The organism is Rossellomorea sp. LJF3 (assembly GCF_037046045.1).
GTDB lineage: Bacteria > Bacillota > Bacilli > Bacillales > Bacillaceae_B > Rossellomorea.
In genome coordinates this window covers 145,499-165,810 of sequence record NZ_JBANLY010000006.1, presented here as the reverse complement: position 1 = coordinate 165,810, position 20,312 = coordinate 145,499, and the positions used below count along the sequence as shown (strand labels likewise).

The 20,312-nt window shown below is 44.7% G+C and carries 19 protein-coding genes; all 19 read left to right on the top strand.

The annotated features are described in order from the left end of the window. Positions 1–42 precede the first annotated feature (42 nt). The 19 genes from icd to ytxC all read left to right on the top strand — a co-directional run bounded on the left by icd (position 43) and on the right by ytxC (position 20,281). Positions 43–1,317, top strand: coding sequence for an NADP-dependent isocitrate dehydrogenase (icd, locus tag V8G47_RS08660; protein ID WP_336199742.1), 1,275 nt, complete (start codon positions 43–45; stop codon positions 1,315–1,317). A 78-nt stretch (positions 1,318–1,395) separates the two neighbouring features. Then, the gene (gene mdh, locus V8G47_RS08655; RefSeq protein ID WP_336199741.1) at positions 1,396–2,334 is read left to right on the top strand and encodes a malate dehydrogenase; all 939 of its coding nucleotides are present in this window, start codon (positions 1,396–1,398) and stop codon (positions 2,332–2,334) included. Positions 2,335–2,895: 561 nt separating this feature from the next. Continuing rightward, positions 2,896–3,372 (top strand): MaoC family dehydratase, encoded by a 477-nt coding sequence (locus V8G47_RS08650; protein WP_336199740.1) that lies wholly within the window; start codon positions 2,896–2,898, stop codon positions 3,370–3,372. Positions 3,373–3,581: 209 nt separating this feature from the next. Continuing rightward, positions 3,582–4,298 carry a response regulator transcription factor gene (locus V8G47_RS08645; protein ID WP_061811469.1) on the top strand — a complete coding sequence of 239 codons (717 nt, stop codon included), beginning with the start codon at positions 3,582–3,584 and terminating at the stop codon, positions 4,296–4,298. Continuing rightward, positions 4,295–6,094 carry a two-component system histidine kinase PnpS gene (gene pnpS / locus V8G47_RS08640; RefSeq protein ID WP_336199739.1) on the top strand — a complete coding sequence of 600 codons (1,800 nt, stop codon included), beginning with the start codon at positions 4,295–4,297 and terminating at the stop codon, positions 6,092–6,094. The genes V8G47_RS08645 and pnpS overlap by 4 nt, the downstream gene beginning before the upstream one ends. A 271-nt stretch (positions 6,095–6,365) precedes the next feature. Beyond that, positions 6,366–7,328 (top strand): FtsH protease activity modulator HflK, encoded by a 963-nt coding sequence (hflK, locus tag V8G47_RS08635; RefSeq protein WP_336199738.1) that lies wholly within the window; start codon positions 6,366–6,368, stop codon positions 7,326–7,328. Next, positions 7,321–8,256, top strand: coding sequence for a protease modulator HflC (gene hflC, locus V8G47_RS08630; protein ID WP_061811472.1), 936 nt, complete (start codon positions 7,321–7,323; stop codon positions 8,254–8,256). Before hflK ends, hflC begins: the two co-directional genes overlap by 8 nt. A gap of 178 nt (positions 8,257–8,434) precedes the next feature. After that, positions 8,435–11,068 (top strand): DNA polymerase I, encoded by a 2,634-nt coding sequence (gene polA, locus V8G47_RS08625; RefSeq protein WP_336199737.1) that lies wholly within the window; start codon positions 8,435–8,437, stop codon positions 11,066–11,068. 24 nt (positions 11,069–11,092) lie between these two features. Then, complete coding sequence (gene mutM, locus V8G47_RS08620) at positions 11,093–11,917, top strand: DNA-formamidopyrimidine glycosylase (RefSeq protein WP_336199736.1); 825 nt, start codon at positions 11,093–11,095, stop codon at positions 11,915–11,917. 68 nt (positions 11,918–11,985) lie between these two features. Further along, positions 11,986–12,618 (top strand): sporulation membrane protein YtaF, encoded by a 633-nt coding sequence (gene ytaF, locus V8G47_RS08615; RefSeq protein WP_336199735.1) that lies wholly within the window; start codon positions 11,986–11,988, stop codon positions 12,616–12,618. Positions 12,619–12,648: 30 nt separating this feature from the next. After that, the gene (gene coaE, locus V8G47_RS08610) at positions 12,649–13,254 is read left to right on the top strand and encodes a dephospho-CoA kinase (protein WP_336199734.1); all 606 of its coding nucleotides are present in this window, start codon (positions 12,649–12,651) and stop codon (positions 13,252–13,254) included. Positions 13,255–13,540: 286 nt separating this feature from the next. Beyond that, the gene (locus V8G47_RS08605; RefSeq protein ID WP_336199733.1) at positions 13,541–14,569 is read left to right on the top strand and encodes a glyceraldehyde-3-phosphate dehydrogenase; all 1,029 of its coding nucleotides are present in this window, start codon (positions 13,541–13,543) and stop codon (positions 14,567–14,569) included. A gap of 581 nt (positions 14,570–15,150) precedes the next feature. Further along, a complete protein-coding gene (gene speD / locus V8G47_RS08600; protein WP_034756998.1) occupies positions 15,151–15,531 on the top strand; it encodes an adenosylmethionine decarboxylase in 381 nt (126 codons plus the stop codon). 131 nt (positions 15,532–15,662) lie between these two features. Beyond that, positions 15,663–16,043 carry a hypothetical protein gene (locus tag V8G47_RS08595; protein ID WP_051758182.1) on the top strand — a complete coding sequence of 127 codons (381 nt, stop codon included), beginning with the start codon at positions 15,663–15,665 and terminating at the stop codon, positions 16,041–16,043. An 82-nt stretch (positions 16,044–16,125) separates the two neighbouring features. Beyond that, positions 16,126–16,581, top strand: a complete 456-nt coding sequence (gene nrdR, locus V8G47_RS08590; RefSeq protein WP_034757001.1) for a transcriptional regulator NrdR — start codon at positions 16,126–16,128, stop codon at positions 16,579–16,581. A gap of 70 nt (positions 16,582–16,651) precedes the next feature. Further along, a complete protein-coding gene (locus V8G47_RS08585; RefSeq protein WP_336199732.1) occupies positions 16,652–18,037 on the top strand; it encodes a replication initiation and membrane attachment family protein in 1,386 nt (461 codons plus the stop codon). A 12-nt stretch (positions 18,038–18,049) separates the two neighbouring features. After that, positions 18,050–18,982, top strand: coding sequence for a primosomal protein DnaI (gene dnaI, locus V8G47_RS08580; RefSeq protein ID WP_336199760.1), 933 nt, complete (start codon positions 18,050–18,052; stop codon positions 18,980–18,982). A 77-nt stretch (positions 18,983–19,059) separates the two neighbouring features. Further along, positions 19,060–19,284, top strand: a complete 225-nt coding sequence (locus V8G47_RS08575) for a hypothetical protein (RefSeq protein ID WP_336199731.1) — start codon at positions 19,060–19,062, stop codon at positions 19,282–19,284. A 130-nt stretch (positions 19,285–19,414) separates the two neighbouring features. Next, complete coding sequence (gene ytxC, locus V8G47_RS08570) at positions 19,415–20,281, top strand: sporulation protein YtxC (RefSeq protein WP_336199730.1); 867 nt, start codon at positions 19,415–19,417, stop codon at positions 20,279–20,281. Positions 20,282–20,312 lie beyond the last annotated feature (31 nt).

The window sequence follows — 20,312 nt, the reverse complement described above, 5'->3', positions numbered from 1 at the left end:
ATGGGTCATCCCCTTTGATAATGAATAAATGGAGGTTACATAATGACACAAGGTGAAAAAATTACAAACCAGAATGGCCAACTTAATGTGCCTAACAATCCAATCGTCCCATTCATTGAAGGTGACGGAACGGGTCCAGATATTTGGGCAGCAGCCAAACGCGTCCTGGATGCTTCTGTAGAGAAAGCATACAAAGGCGAACGCAAGATTTCATGGAAAGAAGTTTATGCAGGGGAAAAGGCATTCAACAAAACGGGTGAATGGCTTCCAAACGATACACTAGAAGCGATCCGTGAATATTTCATCGCGATCAAAGGTCCACTTACGACTCCTGTCGGCGGCGGAATCCGTTCATTGAACGTTGCTCTTCGCCAGGAATTGGATCTTTTCACATGCCTGCGTCCAGTACGCTACTTCGAAGGTGTTCCTTCACCGGTTAAGCGTCCTGAAGATACTGACATGGTGATCTTCCGTGAAAACACTGAAGATATCTATGCAGGGATCGAGTACGCTAAGGGTTCTGACGAAGTGAAGAAATTAATCAGCTTCCTTCAAGATGAAATGGGCGTAAACAAAATCCGTTTCCCTGAAACATCAGGAATCGGAATCAAGCCTGTTTCTGAAGAAGGGACAAGCCGTTTAGTCCGCGCAGCAATCAACTACGCAATCACTGAAGGCCGTAAATCAGTGACTCTTGTTCACAAAGGGAACATCATGAAGTTCACTGAAGGAGCTTTCAAAAACTGGGGTTACGAGCTTGCTGAGAAAGAATTCGGCGATAAAGTATTCACTTGGGCTCAATATGACAAGATCAAAGAAGCTGATGGATTGGAAGCAGCGAACAAAGCTCAATCTGATGCTGAAGCTGCAGGTAAGATCATCGTGAAGGATTCAATCGCTGATATCTTCTTACAGCAAATCCTTACTCGTCCTGCTGAGTTCGATGTTGTCGCAACAATGAACTTAAACGGGGATTACATCTCTGATGCACTAGCTGCTCAAGTAGGTGGAATCGGTATTGCTCCAGGAGCAAACATCAACTACGAATCAGGACATGCAATCTTTGAGGCAACTCACGGAACGGCTCCTAAATATGCAGGTATGGATAAAGTAAATCCTTCATCTGTCATCCTTTCAGGTGTGCTTATGCTTGAACACCTTGGTTGGACAGAAGCTGCTAACCTGATCACAAAATCAATGGAAAAAACAATCGCTTCTAAAGTGGTAACATATGACTTCGCCCGTCTGATGGATGGCGCGACAGAAGTGAAATGCTCTGAGTTCGGTTCTGCTTTAATCGATAACATGGAAGCATAATAATTAGTCATAAGGTTGGGGTGCTTCGTAAAGGAGCACTCCTTCCTTTACATAATGACACGAATAGGAGGAATCATGATGACCATTAAACGTAGAAAAGTATCTGTAATCGGTGGAGGTTTCACCGGGGCGACAACGGCCTTGATGCTCGCCCAGAAAGAACTTGGAGATGTGGTATTGGTTGATATTCCGCAAAACGAGGATCCAACGAAAGGGAAAGCACTGGATATGCTTGAAGCAAGTCCTGTTCAGGGCTTTGATTCAACCATCATCGGTACGTCCAATTATGAAGATACAAAGGATTCGGATATTGTTGTCATCACTGCCGGGATTGCCCGCAAACCGGGTATGAGCCGTGATGATCTGGTTCAGACCAATCAAAAAGTCATGAAATCAGTCACCCAGCAAATCGTCAAGTATTCACCTGACTGTTATATCATCGTTCTGACGAATCCCGTGGATGCCATGACCTATACCGTATTCAAGGAATCCGGTTTCCCGAAAGAGCGCGTGATCGGACAATCAGGAGTCCTGGATACAGCCCGCTTCCGTACGTTTGTCGCGCAGGAATTGAACCTGTCCGTAAAGGATATAACAGGCTTTGTGCTCGGCGGCCACGGTGATGACATGGTTCCTCTTATTCGTTACTCATACGCTGGAGGCATCCCTCTGGAGACATTGATCCCTAAAGACCGCCTGGACTCAATCGTTGAGCGCACCCGTAAAGGCGGAGGAGAGATCGTGGGGCTGCTCGGTAACGGAAGCGCCTACTACGCCCCGGCGGCATCCCTCGTCCAAATGGTCGAAGCCATCCTTAAAGATCAACGCCGCGTCATCCCGGCCATTGCCTACCTTGAAGGCGAATACGGATTCGAAGGCATCTACCTCGGCGTCCCGACTATCCTAGGTGGTAACGGCCTCGAGAAAATCATCGAACTCGAACTCACAGAAGACGAAAAAGCCGCACTAGCCAACTCAGCCGACGCAGTGAAAAACGTCATGGCTTCATTGGCTTAACGACATAACCAAAGCTGACTTCCAATATGGGGGTCAGTTTTTTTGTTGTATAAACTCTTTTAACGATTTCGTCTATTTTTAGTAATCAATAAACCAACAATGCTCTGTCAACAAAATACTACTGAAAATAGGGTGTTTGCTACGCTTACAGCAGTGTTTGTCATTTATTATCTCTGTCGTCTATTTTAGGATTATTAGAAGGGGATTCTATAATAATAGATTTTGAAGGAGTATTAACATACACCCCGATAGTTGATTGTAGCGGAAGGTGCTCGACTCCTGCGGGAAACGCGGGACAGGTGAGACCCCGCAGGGCAAAGCCCGAGGAGGCTCACCGCCCGCCCCGCGGAAAGCGAGCACCTGCAGCGGAAATCAACCAGCACTCGCTCATCTCATTATTGGCCTTTCTTTTAAAATCAATCAGAAAACGAAATGATCAATCCACGCGTAAAAACTCTTTGTATGGTAACCCTAAAAATGATAAAATACTAATAGACAGACAATAAAAATAATTTTTATTATTTAAAATTGTAATCGTTTACATACTTGGAGGTGCTTCTTATGTTATTAGGGAAAAAGAGAAAACTGGGAAGAAAAATCGAAGAAATGACCGTCGGTGAAAAACTGACCCTCACAGAAAAAATTGAAGACAATGAACTTCTTCTATACCTTGGGCTCACAAATGATGCCAATCCATTATATATCCAGCACGATTATGCATCACAGACACCCTTTAAAAAGCCGATTGTTCCATCCATCATGCTGACGGGGATCATTACATCGGCGGTGTCGAAGTATTTGCCGGGACCGGGCTCCCATATCGTCGAGCAAACCATTGAATTTCCAAAACCGGTCTATCATTACGCAACGGTTCAATTCCTCTTTGAAGTGACAGAAGTAAATCCACATAACCATCTGGTTACGATCCAGGTATCGGCCACGAACGAGGAAGATGAAAAGGTGATCAACGGAACCATCAAGGTGTGCCCGCCTCATCGACTGGAAAAAATGAATAGTCATGCATTGGAAAACTTCTAATGCCGGGAGGGAGCTATGTCATCATAGCTCTTTTTTTATGCATGAAATGATAAAGAAATAGGTTAAAGTGCATTCTATAAAATAGTCCACTAAAAAACTAAAAAGGATTAAATGATGGTAAGCCCCGAGAATTATATTATAATGAAAGTACAATTACATAAACAGTTTGGATGTTGGGGTTAATTTTCTTTGGTATGGAGGCACAACAAATGAGCAAAAAAATCTTGGTAGTCGATGATGAACAATCCATTGCAACACTCTTGAAGTACAATCTGGAGCAATCCGGTTATTCGGTGACAACGGCACATGACGGCGCGGAAGGAAGGGATCTTGCGATTGAACAGTCCCCGGACTTGATCGTCCTTGACCTGATGCTTCCGTCCATGGACGGGATCGAGGTATGCAAGGAACTGCGGCAGCGAAAGATCAATATCCCGATTCTGATGTTAACGGCTAAGGATGATGAATTCGATAAAGTTCTTGGTTTGGAGCTTGGTGCAGATGACTATATGACAAAACCGTTCAGCCCCCGTGAAGTGGTGGCGAGGGTGAAGGCGATCCTAAGGCGAAGCCAGGCCATTCGGGAAACGGAACCGGCTGCCGAGGAACCGACTGATTATAAGGAAGTCGGGGAACTAAAGGTATATCCTGAGCAATATGAAGCGTATTTCCAAGGAGAATTACTCGAACTGACACCAAAGGAATTCGAGCTTTTATTATATTTGACGGATAACAAAGGAAGAGTCCTTACGAGGGATCAGCTGCTTAGTGCGGTATGGAACTACGACTTTGCCGGAGATACGAGAATCGTGGATGTGCATATCAGCCATCTCAGGGAAAAAATCGAGTCCAATACGAAAAAACCAACCTATATCAAAACCATCCGTGGTCTCGGGTATAAATTGGAGGAGCCTAAAAATCGATGACCAAATTTAGAACAAAGCTCCTATTTGCTCTCATTACTTTGATCATCGCTGTCTTAATAGGGCTTGGTCTGCTTTTGGGCCAGATTTTCAAGAACTTCTATTTAGATACCTTTAACTCCAGGATTCAAAAGGAGACCAGGTTACTGGCAAGCTCCATTGAGGAGAACGGGACACCGAAAGAAATCGATCCTGAAATGATTAAAGGGTTGAGTGACATACTGGATGTCCGGATTACAGTGCTCGATAAAGCCGGGGATGTCATCCACGATACGGATACGGCAGATTCACCGGCTGGTCAGCAGCAGAAGAAAATCGTACAGGAAATCCAGAAAAAGTGGGATGTAAAACAGAAGCATAAAAAGCTCGTCACTTCTGAAAATGAATATCGGTATTACTGGTATCCATTAAAAAGTGCCAACGGTGAAATGATGGGACTTCTCATTATGAGCGCAGAGGTGGATGCCCTGAAAAGAGGCACTCAGCAAATTTGGTTTGTATTATCCATTTCATTGGGCCTTGCCCTGGTCCTCATCATCATTCTTGGTTCAAGAATTACAGTGAGGTACACCAAGCCCATCGAATCAGCGACCAATGTGGCCATGGAGCTTGCCAAGGGGAATTACCGTGCCAGGACCTACGAGGATCGTCTGGATGAAACGAGTATGCTCAGCACCTCCATCAATATTCTGGCGAGAAACCTTCAGGAAATGGTGAATGCCCAGGAGATGCAGCAAGACCGCTTAACGACTTTGATTGAAAATATGGGGAGTGCTCTCCTATTGATCGATCACCGGGGTTTTGTCGTCTTAACGAACAGGACGTTCAGGGAATTCTTTAACCTGGAGGAAAGCCAACTGAAGAAAGTACGGTACCATGAGGTGATTCACTATTCTGAAGTGAATAAGCTTGTGGAGGAAATCTTTATGACGGAGGAGCGATTGCGAAAGCAGATTCTCCTTCCGTACAAGCTTGATCGAAAGCACTATGAAGTGTACGGTGCCCCCATTATCGGCAACAATGACGTATGGAAAGGGATCGTCGTCGTATTCCATGACATTACCGAGCTTAAAAAGCTTGAACAGATGCGCAAAGATTTTGTGGCGAACGTGTCACACGAATTGAAAACGCCGATCACCTCGATCAAAGGATTCTCAGAAACATTATTGGACGGGGCAATGGATGATCCTGAAACGCTGAAATCCTTCTTAGACATCATTCTAAAGGAAAGTGACCGGCTGCAGTCCCTCATTCAGGATCTGCTGGAGTTGTCCAAAATTGAGAAGCAGGGATTCCAGCTATTCGTCGAGAAAGTGGAAGTGGCAGGGCTGATAGAAGATGTGCTTCCGATTTTAAAAGAAAAAGCAAAACCGAAGGACATCTCCCTTCAAGCCGTTTTCGAATCAAGGGGAACGGCAGAAGTCGATTCCTACCGGTTAAAACAGGTGTTCATCAACCTGATCAGCAATGCGATCGCTTATACTCCGAAAGGGGGAAATGTCTCGGTCACGGTGCAGGACGATCAGGATAAGGTATATGTGAAAGTGAAGGATAACGGGATGGGAATCAGCCAGGAAGAGCTCCCACGCATCTTTGAACGTTTTTACCGGGTGGATAAAGCGAGAAGCCGGAATTCAGGTGGTACCGGTTTGGGCTTGGCGATTGTCAAGCACATCATCGAAGCCCATGAAGGTGATATTGAAGTGGAAAGTGAACTTGAAAAAGGAACGACTTTCACTGTCACATTGAATAAGCGCGCTTCGTCCATCTCTCATGGTGGAAATCAAGGAAAACCTTAGTCGTTTTTCACCTTATTTACATTGTTTTTACAATAGCTTAAAATTCATTTAACAATGGGGTGTTACGATACTAAGTGAAACCCCTTCATCCAAGGTGTTACGAAAAGACGAGAACCAACCCCGTTCTCGTCTTTTCGCTTTTTATTTTTGAAAACGCTTTCTGTGTTTCTCTTGTCATCTTCCCTTAATATTATTGAAACCTTTTTGTCTTACGCCCGTATATCTTAGTAAGCAGAAAATAAGATATAGAGATGGAAAAGGGAGGGTGCATATGAGCTTGAAGCGTGTTTATACTCTGGCAGGAATGGTGCTCACAGCCATTATTTTAATTGTTGTACTACTGACATCCTGGTATACCGTTGACGAATCAGAACAGGCACTGGTGTTGACGTTCGGGGATGCAGGCGAACCGGTTGTGGAGCCTGGACTGCATTTCAAGATGCCGTGGCCGGTGCAGTCAGTGGAAGTCCTGTCGAAGGAAACCTTCAGTCTTCAATTTGGATATGAAGAAAAAGACGGGAAGATCAAGGACTTTCCTAAAGAAACAAAAATGATCACGGGGGATGAGTACATTGTGCTGGCCGATCTTGTGGTTCAATGGAAAATCACGGATCCTGAAGGCTATTTATTCAATTCGGATAACCCTAAAGAAATCCTGTACGACGCGACTTCTTCTTCACTAAGAAGCATTATCGGAAGCTCATTGATCGATGATGCCTTAACGTCCGGGAAAGCCGAAATCGAGGCAGATGTAAGGGATTTATTGACGGAGTTGATCGATGATTACGATATTGGGATTTCCATTCTTGCAGTGAAATTGCAGGATGTTGAGCTGCCGAATGCAGAGGTCCGCTCGTCGTTTACGGCGGTAACGGATGCAAGGGAAACGATGAATACGAAAATCAATGAAGCCAAGAAGTATCGAAATCAGCGGACCAACGAAGCCAAAGGGGAAAAGGATGCCATCATCTCACGGGCCAAAGGGGATAAAATTGCACGTGTGGAGCAGGCACGCGGAGATGTAGCAGTATTTGACAAACTGTACAATGAGTATAAATCGAATCCTGAAATTACAAGAAAGCGTCTCGTGTTGGAAACATTGGAAAATGTCCTGCCTGATGCAGAAATTTATATCATGAAGGATAGTGGAGAAACCCTGAAGTACTTCCCTATCCGTCAAATGGAGAATCAGAATCCTCCGGTGAAGCAGGAAGGAAGTGATGAGAATGAGTGATCAAAACGTTTTTGATATCAATACAAAGAAGAAAGAGCCGATCGAGTGGAAGCGTTATACGAAATTAGGAATCTTTTTCGTGATCCTCATCGCTGTCATCCTTCTTCTCTTCACGAGTCTCTTCATTGTCAAAGAAGGAGAATACAAAGTTGTCCGTCAATTTGGGGAAGTGGTTCGGATCGATAAGGAACCGGGTATGAAATATAAAATCCCATTCATCCAATCGGTCACTACTTTACCGAAGCACCAAATGACCTATGACGTGACAGAAGCAGAGATAAATACCAAAGATAAAAAGCGGATGCTCATCGACAATTATGCCGTGTGGCGCATTGAAGACCCTCTTAAGATGATCAAAAATGCCAGAACGGTGATCAATGCCGAGACCAAGATGGAAGAATTCATCTATTCCGTTGTCCGCTCAGAGCTCGGTCGATTGGAATATGATGAAATCATCAATGATGAGAAGTCATCAAGGGGAAGCTTAAACGATAAAGTAACAGATAAGGTAAATGAACTTTTGCAGCGGGATAACTATGGAATCGTCGTTCAGGATGTTCGCATGAAGCGCACAGATCTGCCTGAAGCGAATGAAAACTCCGTCTACACCCGTATGATTTCGGAACGGGACTCTAAAGCACAGGAATACCTGTCCATGGGGGATGCCGAGAAACAAAGGGTGACGGCTGAAACCGATCGCGAAGTGAAAGAGCTCCTTGCAAAAGCGGGGGCAGATGCCAATGTGATCCGGGCCGAAGGAGAAGCCGAAGCAGCGCAAATTTACAACAAATCCTTCTCGAAGGACCCGAGCTTCTATGACCTCTATAAAACGCTCGAAACGTATAAGAAGACCGTGGATGATAAAACCGTCATCATCTTACCATCCGATTCGCCGTATGCGAGGCTGTTGATGGGGTATACGGAATAATATGAAGGACTCTTTGAAAGTGGAATGATCCATTCTCAAAGAGTTTTTTTTCTTTTTGAGGAGGAGTATCGTAAGAGCCCCCACCCCATTCCATAAATAAGGTCCCCGTTTTTCCTTTCATTCCCCAACATGATAGAATGAATATATAGAAACAGAAGCCTGTACAGGAGGTACTTATATGTCCAAAAAATTAGTCCTGATTGACGGTAACAGCATTGCTTACCGTGCATTCTTTGCCCTTCCGCTATTGAATAACGACAAGGGTGTACATACAAACGCAGTTTACGGCTTTACCACCATGCTGCAGAAAATACTAGAAGATGAAAAGCCGTCTCATATCCTCGTGGCCTTTGATGCGGGGAAAACGACGTTCCGTCACAAGACATTCACGGAATACAAAGGCGGCAGGCAGAAGACCCCGCCTGAATTGTCCGAGCAATTCCCTTATATCCGGGAACTGCTGGATGCTTACGGGATCAAACGGTATGAAAAAGAAAACTATGAAGCGGATGATATCATCGGGACCCTCTCCCTGCAGGCAGAGTCAGACGGGTTTGAAGTGAAAGTGTACTCAGGGGATAAGGATTTAACCCAGTTGAGCTCTAAAGATACGACCGTGTGCATCACAAGAAAAGGAATCACGGATATCGAGGTGTACACACCTCAGCACATCAAAGAAAAATGGGAGATCACCCCTGACCGGATCATTGATATGAAAGGCTTGATGGGTGACAGCTCCGATAATATTCCTGGTGTACCCGGTGTCGGTGAGAAGACGGCAATTAAGCTCTTGAAGGAATTCAATTCTCTTGAAAAGCTGCTGGAGTCCATCGACAAAGTGAGCGGAAAGAAACTGAAAGAGAAGCTTGAAGAAAATAAAGACCAGGCGATCATGAGTAAAGAACTGGCCACGATTCTGAGGGAAGCTCCCATCGAAGTCACGGTTGAAGAATTGAATTACGAAGGCTGGGATGAAGTGAAACTGAAGGAAGTGTACCGGGACCTTGGTTTCAACTCCCTTCTCGAGAAAATGGGAGAATCCGTTCAAGAGGAGCCCCAGGAGCTGGACGATATCTCCTTTGAAGTGGTGGAAACCATTACAGACGATCACCTTTCTAACGAAAGCTCTCTATACATCGAAATGCTTGAGGAGAATTATCATCTTGGTGAAGTCATCGGCATGAGTATTCATAACGAAAATGGGACGATTTTCTTTACCCTTGAAACGGCACTGAAATCAGAAGCCTTTAAAAAATGGGCAGAAGACGGATCGAAGTCGAAGAACGTCTATAACTCGAAAGAGACCGTCGTTGCCCTGAAGCGACAAGGGATCGACATCAAAGGCATCGGGTTCGACCTGCTGCTCGCGTCTTATATCATCAATCCTTCTGAATCGAGTGAGGACTTCGCCTCAATCTCAAAAGGGCATGGTCAGCCATCCATCGAATCAGACGAAGCGGTGTATGGAAAAGGGGCCAAGCAGAAAGTCCCTTCCACCACTGACGTATTATCCGAACATCTGGCACGAAAGGCATTCATCCTTCAAGACTTAAAGGAAACATGCATTAAAGAGCTGGAAGAAAATGATCTTTATGAATTATACATGGAGCTGGAATTGCCTCTTGCCCTTATCCTGGCTGAGATGGAATTCACAGGTGTGAAAGTGGATCAGGATCGTTTGATGACCATGAAGGAAGAGCTTGCCCTCCGACTGGAAGAATTGGAAAAGAACATTCATGAACTGGCAGGGGAGAACTTCAATATCAATTCTCCGAAGCAGCTCGGTGTGATCCTTTTTGAAAAATTGGGGCTGCCGGTTGTGAAGAAAACAAAGACTGGTTACTCCACTTCCGCAGACGTATTGGAAAAACTGCAGTCTAAGCATGAAATCATTGATCATATCCTACACTACCGTCAGTTAGGAAAGCTCCAGTCTACTTATCTCGAAGGATTATTGAAGGTCGTTCATAAAGATTCCAGCAAGATCCATACACGGTTCAACCAGGCCCTCACTCAAACCGGCCGCCTGAGCTCAACGGATCCGAACCTTCAAAACATTCCGATCCGCTTGGAAGAAGGCAGGAAGATCCGTCAGGCGTTCATTCCTTCTGAAAAGGGATGGGTCATGTTCGCTGCCGATTATTCACAGATCGAACTGCGGGTGCTTGCCCATATAGCGGGGGATGAGAAATTGGTGGAAGCCTTCCGTAATGATATGGACATCCATACGAAAACGGCCATGGACGTGTTTGGAGTGGAGAAGGAAGAGGTCACATCCAATATGAGAAGGCATGCGAAAGCCGTTAACTTCGGGATTGTCTATGGAATCAGCGACTACGGACTGTCACAAAGCCTTGATATTACACGGAAAGAAGCAGGGGAGTTCATTAAGAAATATTTAGAAAGCTTTCCCGGCGTAAAAGAATATATGGATGACATCGTACAGGATGCGAAACAGAAGGGGTATGTGACGACGCTGATGAACAGACGCCGTTACCTTCCTGAAATCACGAGTCGTAATTTCAATTTACGGAGCTTTGCAGAACGTACAGCGATGAACACACCGATCCAGGGAAGTGCAGCAGATATCATCAAGAAAGCGATGATCGATATGGCAGCCCGTTTAAAGGAAGAAAAACTTCAAACACGGATGCTTTTACAGGTGCATGATGAATTGATCTTCGAAGCCCCTGAGGATGAAATCGAAACATTGAAGAAAATCGTTCCTGAAGTGATGGAAAACGCAATGGAGCTCGAGGTTCCATTAAAGGTTGATTACTCGTACGGACAAACATGGTACGACGCGAAGTAGTTTTAGTGAGAAGGAGGTGGCACCATGCCCGAGCTGCCTGAAGTAGAAACGGTCAGAAGGACATTGGAGCTCCTTGTATCAGGGAAGAAAATAAAGGATGTCAGTGTCTTTTGGCCAAAAATGATCAAGAATCCACCTGAAACGGATGAATTCATCCACAGCTTGAGAGGTCAGGAAATTCACGAAATGAGAAGAAGAGGGAAGTTCTTGATCTTCTCTTGTGATGATGTTGCCCTCGTTTCTCATTTGAGAATGGAAGGGAAGTATAATCTGGCTGATCATGAGGATCCCATTGAAAAACACACCCATGTCATCTTCCACTTTACGGATGGAACGGAACTCAGATACCGTGATGTCCGGAAGTTTGGGACGATGCATCTCTTTAAAAAGGGGGAAGAGCTCCTTCACCTTCCCCTCCTTCAGTTGGGGCCGGAACCGTTTCTGTCGGAGTTTACACCAGACTATCTGGCTGAAAAGCTCGGCAGGACGGAGAGGATCGTGAAGGCCACCTTATTGGATCAAACGGTGTTGGTGGGCCTTGGGAACATCTATGTGGATGAAGCCCTATTTCGTGCAGGCATTCATCCCGACCGGAAATCAAAGTCCCTGTCACGGAAAGAAATTGAACGGCTCCACCGAGAAATCATCCACACGTTGACAGAAGCGGTGGAAATGGGGGGCAGCACGATCCGGTCTTACGTGAACTCCCAGGGACAGATGGGGATGTTCCAACAGAACCTTTATGTCTACAGCAGAAAAGAAGAGCCGTGCCGGAACTGCGGTACAGCCATCGAGAAGAAAGTTTCGGCTGGGCGGGGGACCCATTACTGCCCTCGCTGTCAGCGGTAGAAAGAACGTTTAACATTTGATAAGCCCTTACCATATAGTATTGTAATGATTTTCGGGAGGGCTATTAGATGAGTGAAACAATCTCCTTATTACTGCTGGCGTTCGCTGTAAGTCTCGATAGTTTTAGCACCGGTTTAACTTATGGATTGCGAAAAGTGAAAATCCCTACAAAATCAATCAGTATCATATCGATCTGTTCAGCGAGCTCTTTATTGCTGGCGATGTTACTCGGTCAAACCATCGGGTCCATCATCACCCCGGTCTGGGCGGGAAGAATCGGCGGACTGATCCTTGTCGTGATCGGCGCAGCCGTTCTCTACCAGTTCTTCAGACCGGAAAAAGAGACGGTACTGTCACATGAAAAAACATTGATCAATTTTGAAATTAAATCCATAGGTTTAGTGATTCAAATATTAAGAAGACCGCTCACGGCGGACTTTGATAAATCGGGTACGATTACCGGAATCGAGGCATTCATGCTTGGGATCGCCTTGTCACTGGATGCCTTCGGTGCCGGAATCGGTGCCGCGTTATTACATTTCTCGCCACTACTACTGACCCTGGCGATTTTTGTGATGAGCTTTGCGTTCTTATTTTCCGGATTGAAGATGGGGGAATTCTTCTCTCACTTGCGCTGGATTCAACGCGTTTCATTCCTTCCAGGCGTTCTGCTCATCCTGATCGGGATCCTGAGGTTCTAGTACCCGGCGAGTATTGGAAAGGACACGATCATGGCGCGTATTATAGGATTAACAGGTGGAATTGCAAGTGGTAAAAGTACAATCTCAACCATGTTACATGAAAAAGGATATACCATAATCGACGCAGACCTCGCAGCCCGTATGGTGGTCGAGGTGGGTCAGCCTGCCTATCTGGCGATTGTAGAAAAATTTGGTGAAGGCATCCTTCACGAAAACGATTCGACCATCAATCGCGAAAAACTCGGTGGAATCATCTTTAACTCTGAAGAAAAAAGGAAAGTGCTGAACAGCATCGTGCACCCTGCCGTCAGAAGCATGATGCTCCAGCATAAAGACGAAGCCATCGCATCCGGCAAGAACACCATATTCATGGATATACCATTGCTATTCGAAAGCGACCTCACGTGGATGGTGGAGCGTACCCTCGTCGTCTACGTGAACGAAGAAACACAACTATCACGCTTAATGGAACGCAATCACTTGAACCGTGAAGATGCACAAGCACGGATCGCATCCCAATTCCCACTCAAGGACAAAGTCAACCTTGCCGACGCAGTCATCGACAACGACGGAACCCTGCATGACACAAAAGAACAACTAGAAGCTCTATTAACAGAATGGGACCTACAACCATAACAACACAAATGACCGACAAGAAACCCTTGTCGGTTTTTTAATTTTTTCTAATAGGTTAGTGTAGTGGAACTCAACCAGCACATGCTCCGGGATAATGTGTGAATTAAACCGTCAAATCAAGTATGATTCCCAACCACAAAAATATACATACAATAAGCCTATTTGTCAGAATAATAAAACATTTAAAATCCGCAAAATACTTATTAACTAATTCACCAAATATGTTATACTATTTTTAGCAAATAAACATATAAGTATAACATTAATATAGAGGGGAGCCGGATTTATGAAGGCGAAAATTGCAATCAATGGTTTTGGACGTATTGGAAGAATGGTTTTCAGAAAAGCGATATTAGAGGAAAACTTAGAGGTTGTAGCCATTAACGCAAGCTACCCGGCTGAAACGTTAGCTCATTTAATAAAGTATGACACAAATCATGGTACATTCCAGGCAGATGTAGCGGTGGAAGATCATGCACTCATCATCAACGGAAAACGTGTCCTGCTATTAAGCAATCGTGATCCTAAAGCATTACCTTGGAATGAACTGAACATCGATATCGTCATCGAAGCGACGGGGAAATTCAATTCAAAAGATAAGGCGAGTCTTCACTTGGAAGCGGGAGCGAAAAAAGTCATCTTGACGGCCCCGGGTAAAAATGAAGACGTTACCATTGTGATGGGCGTAAATGAAAGCGCATTAAATATAGAAGAACACAGCGTCATCTCCAATGCTTCCTGCACGACGAACTGTCTGGCTCCTGTAGCGAAAGTGTTGGATGAGCAGTTCGGAATTGAAAACGGTCTCATGACGACGGTGCATGCTTACACAAATGATCAAAAGAATATCGACAATCCACATAAAGATCTAAGAAGAGCAAGAGCATGCGGCCAATCGATCATCCCGACGACAACGGGTGCTGCAAAAGCATTATCATTAGTGCTTCCTCAACTGAACGGGAAGCTTCATGGCATGGCGCTGCGTGTACCGACTCCGAACGTTTCACTGGTGGACCTGGTCGTGGATGTGAAAAGGGACGTAACCGTTGAAGAAATCAACGAAGCATTCGTCACGGCATCCCTTGGTTCCCTGCACGGAGTCCTGGAATATACGACAGAACCACTTGTCTCAATCGATTTTAATACAAACCCACATTCCGCCATCATCGACGGCTTGTCCACAATGGTCATGGGCAGCCGAAAAGTGAAAGTCCTTGCCTGGTACGACAACGAATGGGGCTACTCATGCCGCGTCGTCGACCTGGCCAAATTCGTCGCCACCAAAATGAACGCCAAACAAGAAGTCAACGTTTGAAAGAACCAACATAAATCATAAAGCAAAACCCTAGAACGTACCTTTTTCAGGTGCGTTCTTTTCTTCTTTACATGATTTTTGAAGTACATAAGAAAGTAGCCTTAATAGAAGGGACATCTGGTTGCTGCCGTTTAAAGTTTGTTTGTGTTTAAAAAAGCTGATTGCACTATCTATATATATGTGTATCTAATGTAGTATCACAGAGTGGATTGAAGCGGAAGGCACTCGACTCCTGCGGGAAAAGCTGGACAGGCGAGACCCCGCAGGCGCAGCCGAGGAGGCTCACCGCCAGCCCCGCGGAAAGCGAGTGCCTGCAGCGGAAAGGAACGGTCATGGTTTTTACACCATAGCCTAATCAGATAACCTACCCATATAAAAAACTTTATAAAAATTTATTGCAAAAGAGTTTTAAACAAAGTATACTATTTTTCGTGAACTTCTTATTAGCAAATGAATACTGATTTAACTACTTAAAGGGTTAGGACCTCTTCGGACTAACTTTCCCCCGTGGTAGTTAAGATTTTGCCAAAGGATTCGTTCATTTTGACGAAAAAAATTATGTCAAAGGGGGAAATACGAAAATGGAAACAATGGGTCGTCATGTAATCTCAGAATTATGGGGTTGCGATTTTGAAAAATTAAACGATGTAGTAGGAATTGAGAAAACATTCGTAGATGCTGCGCTTAAGTCAGGTGCAGAAGTGCGTGAGGTGGCTTTCCATAAATTTGCTCCTCAAGGTGTGAGTGGAGTCGTGATCATTTCTGAATCACACTTAACTATCCACAGTTTTCCTGAACATGGTTATGCCAGTATTGATGTATATACTTGCGGTGATCTAGATCCTAATATCGCAGCTGAATATATTGCAGATGCTCTTGGTGCTGACACACGCGAAACCATTGAATTGCCGCGTGGAATGGGTCCTGTACAAGTGAAGAAGTCCCAGGCTCAAGCCCTTTAATCGATAATAACTCAGAAGAGATGCGTGATTCATGCATCTCTTTTTTTTTCGCGCCTTCGTACGTGCACTTATGGGTTTTTCAATCGTGCCTTTTCGTGTAAAATAAGGGTAACTAAAGGGAGGAACTTGATATGAGTGGAATACGTACCCTGTTAAAGCGATTTCAATCGGAGTGTGAAACGTCCGATCAGCATGAAGATAAGGAACTGCAATCACGTTATTATAAATCCATGCATCAAGGTGCATTTAATGCCGTGCTGGGATTATTCTCGTCGTCAGAATACGAGGTGATCTCCCAGTCCAAGGACAGAGGGGAAATCACCGTCCGGAAAAACGGGACGCCTCAATTATTTATCGTTGCCACGGTCATTACCGTGCGCCCGCTTGAAACGGCAGTCGATTTCAAGGTCAGTGCGGATAAAGGGAAGATCTTTGGTACATATACCGTTTTAAAAGCGCAAATCAACCATTATTATCACCAGCTTGATGGCGAATTGAAAAAAGTGAAATAACGGTAAATCCTATAGAAGCTTGTGTAAGTTGCCGCTTTTTTATATGATGAAGGTAATAGTATGTAATAACGGAGCTGATATTATGAAATGCCCGTCTTGCCAGCATAATGGTACCCGAGTGGTGGACTCACGACCTGCTGATGAAGGACGTTCCATCAGGAGAAGAAGAGAATGTGAAGAATGTACATTTCGCTTCACGACCTTTGAGAAGGTTGAAGAGCTTCCTTTAATTGTGGTGAAAAAAGAAGGGGTAAGAGAAGAGTTTAGTCGAGAAAAGATTTTGAGGGGACTGATCAAGGCCTGTGAGAAGCGCCCGGTACCTCTTGAAAGATTAGAGAAGATCTCAACGGATATCGAAAAGGACCTGCGGAATCAAGGTGCCTCTGAAGTAGAATCTGTGAAGATCGGTGAGATGGTCATGGATCACCTTGCGAAAGTTGATGAAGTGGCATATGTCCGTTTTGCATCCGTATATCGACAATTTAAGGATATTAATGTATTTATAGACGAGTTAAAAGAATTAATAAAAAAAGAGTAGAAGAATGAGCTGAAGATGGAATTCTTTGGCTCTTTTCTCTTTATTTATTGAAAGGTAGAATCCAACTATGATGAAGAAGCATTGGAATGAAATACAGCCAATCGATCACTACACGGTAGGGACACATGGGATGCTTCAGGAATATGACCGGAAAATCATTACGTTTCTATACCAGCCTTTAATCGGTACCGTTTGCTACAGCCTCTACATGAGTCTATGGGGAGAAGTGGAAGAGAATCGGCTCTGGTCGACGGATTCCACCCATTATCACTTGATGAACGTCCTGTCCGTCAATCTTCAGGACGTCTACGAAGCAAGGATGAAGCTCGAGGGAATCGGATTGTTGAAGGTGTATGAAAAAAAGGATGATGAAGAACGCCGTTTTCTATATGAACTGCAGCCGCCCCTTTCTCCTCAGGAATTCTTTCATGATGGCATGCTGAATGTGTATTTGTACCGTAAAATCGGCCGGACCCACTATTTGCGTTTGAAGAAATTTTTCACGGATGCATCAGCTGATAAAAATCAGTACACAGACATTACCCGATCTTTCCAGGATGTCTTCACGTCTGAACCGATTAATTTCCTTCACCATGATGCGAATGTGGATTCGGAAACCGGATCAGGTGAACAATATATGAAATACGGCAAGAATGATGGACTTGCCCTGGATGAAATCGATTTTGATTTTCAGCTGCTGCTGGCCGGGTTATCGGAATCCATGGTCCCACGCAAAGCCTTTACACCGAAAGTGAAGGAAACGGTATTGAAGCTGAGCTATCTGTACGGGATCGATCCTCTTCAGATGAAGAATATCGTCTTAAGCTCCCTGGATGCGGATGATACGATCGATATCGAATTGCTGCGTAAAACGGCCCGGGACTGGTATGGCATGCAAACGGGTGATCAATTGCCTGATTTGACGACGAGAGTGGAAACGAAGAAAGCGGTAGAACGGGATAAACCACTTTCCCAGGAGGAAGAGCTCATCGACTACCTGGAAACCACCTCACCAAAGGATGTGTTATCGGACATTTCGAATGGCGGGTCTCCTTCCAAGGCTGATCTTCAAGCCGTTGAGGAAGTGCTCATGTCCCAGAAGCTGCCGATCGGAGTCATGAATGTTTTGATTCAATACGTGTTATTGAAAACAGACATGAAGCTGACAAAAGGATATATGGAGAAGATCGCTTCCCATTGGTCCAGGAAAAAGGTAACGTCGGCAAGTGAAGCGATGATACTTGCGAAGAATGAACATAAACAGTATCTCGAATGGGCTGAAGGTAAAAAGGAAACGAAATCGAACAGGCGGAGAAAGCCGATCCGTACCGAGAAGCTTCCGGACTGGTTCAAGGAAGATGAAACGGCGGAAGAATCCGATACCACTGCAGAAGGATACGACTTCGAAGCAGAAAAGAAAAAACTCGAAGAAGAACTCAAAAATTTTCGGAAGTAGGTGAACAAAACGATGGAGAAAATCAATAACACCTTAAAAAGGCTGGCGACTTCCGGGTCATTTCAACAGAGATATGAACAAATGAAAAAAGAAATCTTAGAAAATAATGATGTAAAAGATTTTATCCGCAGGAATGAAGGCCGGGTAACAGGTGAAATGGTCAATGAAAGCCTGATGAAACTTTATGAGTACATCTCTCAAAGCAAGGAATGCCGTTATTGCCCTTCTTTGCAGGGATGCAAGAATATGATGGAAGGGTATGACCCTCATCTGGTGATCAGGGGAAACACCATCGACATCGATTATCATCGCTGCCCGCGGAAAGTCATCCATGATGAAAGAACAAGTGCCCAGCGTCTGATCAAAAGCCTTTACGTACCTAAGGATATCTTACAGGCCTCCTTCCAGACCCTCGATCTTGATTCGAAAAGCCGGCTGGAAGCAGTGCGTCTTGCGAAGAATTTCGTAGAGACCTATACAGAAGGGACGAAAATGAAGGGTCTCTATTTCTACGGGAAGTTCGGAGTGGGCAAGTCCTATCTGTTAGGGGCCATGGCCAATGAACTTGCTGAGAAAAAGATCGGATCCCTTATCGTATACGTTCCCGAGTTTTTCAGGGAAATCAAACAATCACTCGGTGATAATACAGTGAATGAAAAGCTTGAGATGGTAAAATCGGCCCCGATCCTCATGCTTGATGACATCGGAGCGGAAACCATGTCCAGCTGGGGAAGGGATGAAATCCTCGGCACCATCCTCCAGTACAGGATGCTTGAGAACCTGCCGACATTCTTCACCTCCAACTTCAACTTCAACGAGCTGACCCATCACCTGACCTACAGTCAGCGTGGGGAAGAAGAGAAACTGAAGGCTGCGCGGATCATGGAGCGGATTAAATATTTATCTAAGCCTGTGTTGATTGACGGGCGGAATCGAAGGGAATAGTTTGAAGGAGAGGGAATCGCATGCGGTTTCCTTTCTTTTTTTTTGGTTGAGGCGTGATGAGAGGTATGTACGCGAATGTGGGTGATTTACATAAATTGTTAAACGGCTGGATTATGTGGGAGTTTGGCTGGATTATTACAAAAAACCGCCGGATTATGAGGCATTTCGGCTGGATTTTCACGTTGAACGGCTGGATTCACGGTGAAATCGGCTGGATTTGTCCTATCCAGCAGTCGGGTGCACGCCAAACCAGTCGAGGTTGGGGTATCAAACAGCCGCACCCAACCAAAGAAGCAACCTAAAACGAAAACCTTGCCGCTGTACTCACTTCAATCCAGTATCACCCAAAAGAATTTCCCTCATCAACTTCTAATTTATACAAGCCTCCCATATATATAAATCAGGGAATTGGGTTTAAGGAGGCGAGAAAGTTTGATTGAATTTATTTTTAAGCAAAAAAATGATGCGGTAAAGCTTCAAGAATACCTCAATAAAGAGTTCATCCAATCATGGTTTCATGAAACGCTCTTTCAACATACAACTCACTATAATCTGACGATAGAGGTTTCCCCCTTCTTCAAGGAGCGGGAAAAGCTTTTCAACGGGGTTTCCAAATTCGTCATGAATGATAAATGCATGGACTGGTCCGAATCAGCCTTGAGAGAAAATTATTTGTACGAAGATGCTGATGAAATCAATCAAATACTAGAAATCGTGTCAGAGATGAGGATGGGGGAACGGCCCGAATTGATGGAGCTGATCGGTGAATGGGACGAGGCCGGATACGTCCATGAGAGCCTTGAGCTTCTGTTAGAGGGGAAGGCACCCATCTCATTCGACTCGTTCAGCAAGTTCAGGTTGAAGAAGTTTCAGGAAAGGCTTTTACTGATGCTGGATCTCGCCATAGACGAATATAAGATGGAGCAGGAATATCAGATGTTCGTTCATATGCTGCGGGAATATCTCTCGTCAAGGGAGCAGAAAATGCGCACGGTCCATCTTTACTCGACAGGTTATGGATTTCGCTTCTTTGATGAAGACATGAAAGAAGTGACACGGCAGGAGCTGACGAAGGCGATCGATAAACGGCTGCTCACCAATCACCCCTTATATGTAGATTCATTCACCATTGCCCCTTTATTATCCCTTGCCCCTGAGAAGATACTCGTTTATGGAAATGGTGATCATCAATTGATCAGGACGCTGCAGAATATTTTTGAAGAACGAATCGATCTTCTGCCGTTGAGTTATTTTCCCGATACACTTCTTTATCCTTCGTGGGATATTGCGAATGAATAGGCTTGCTTTTCAAAACATAACCGATTATAAT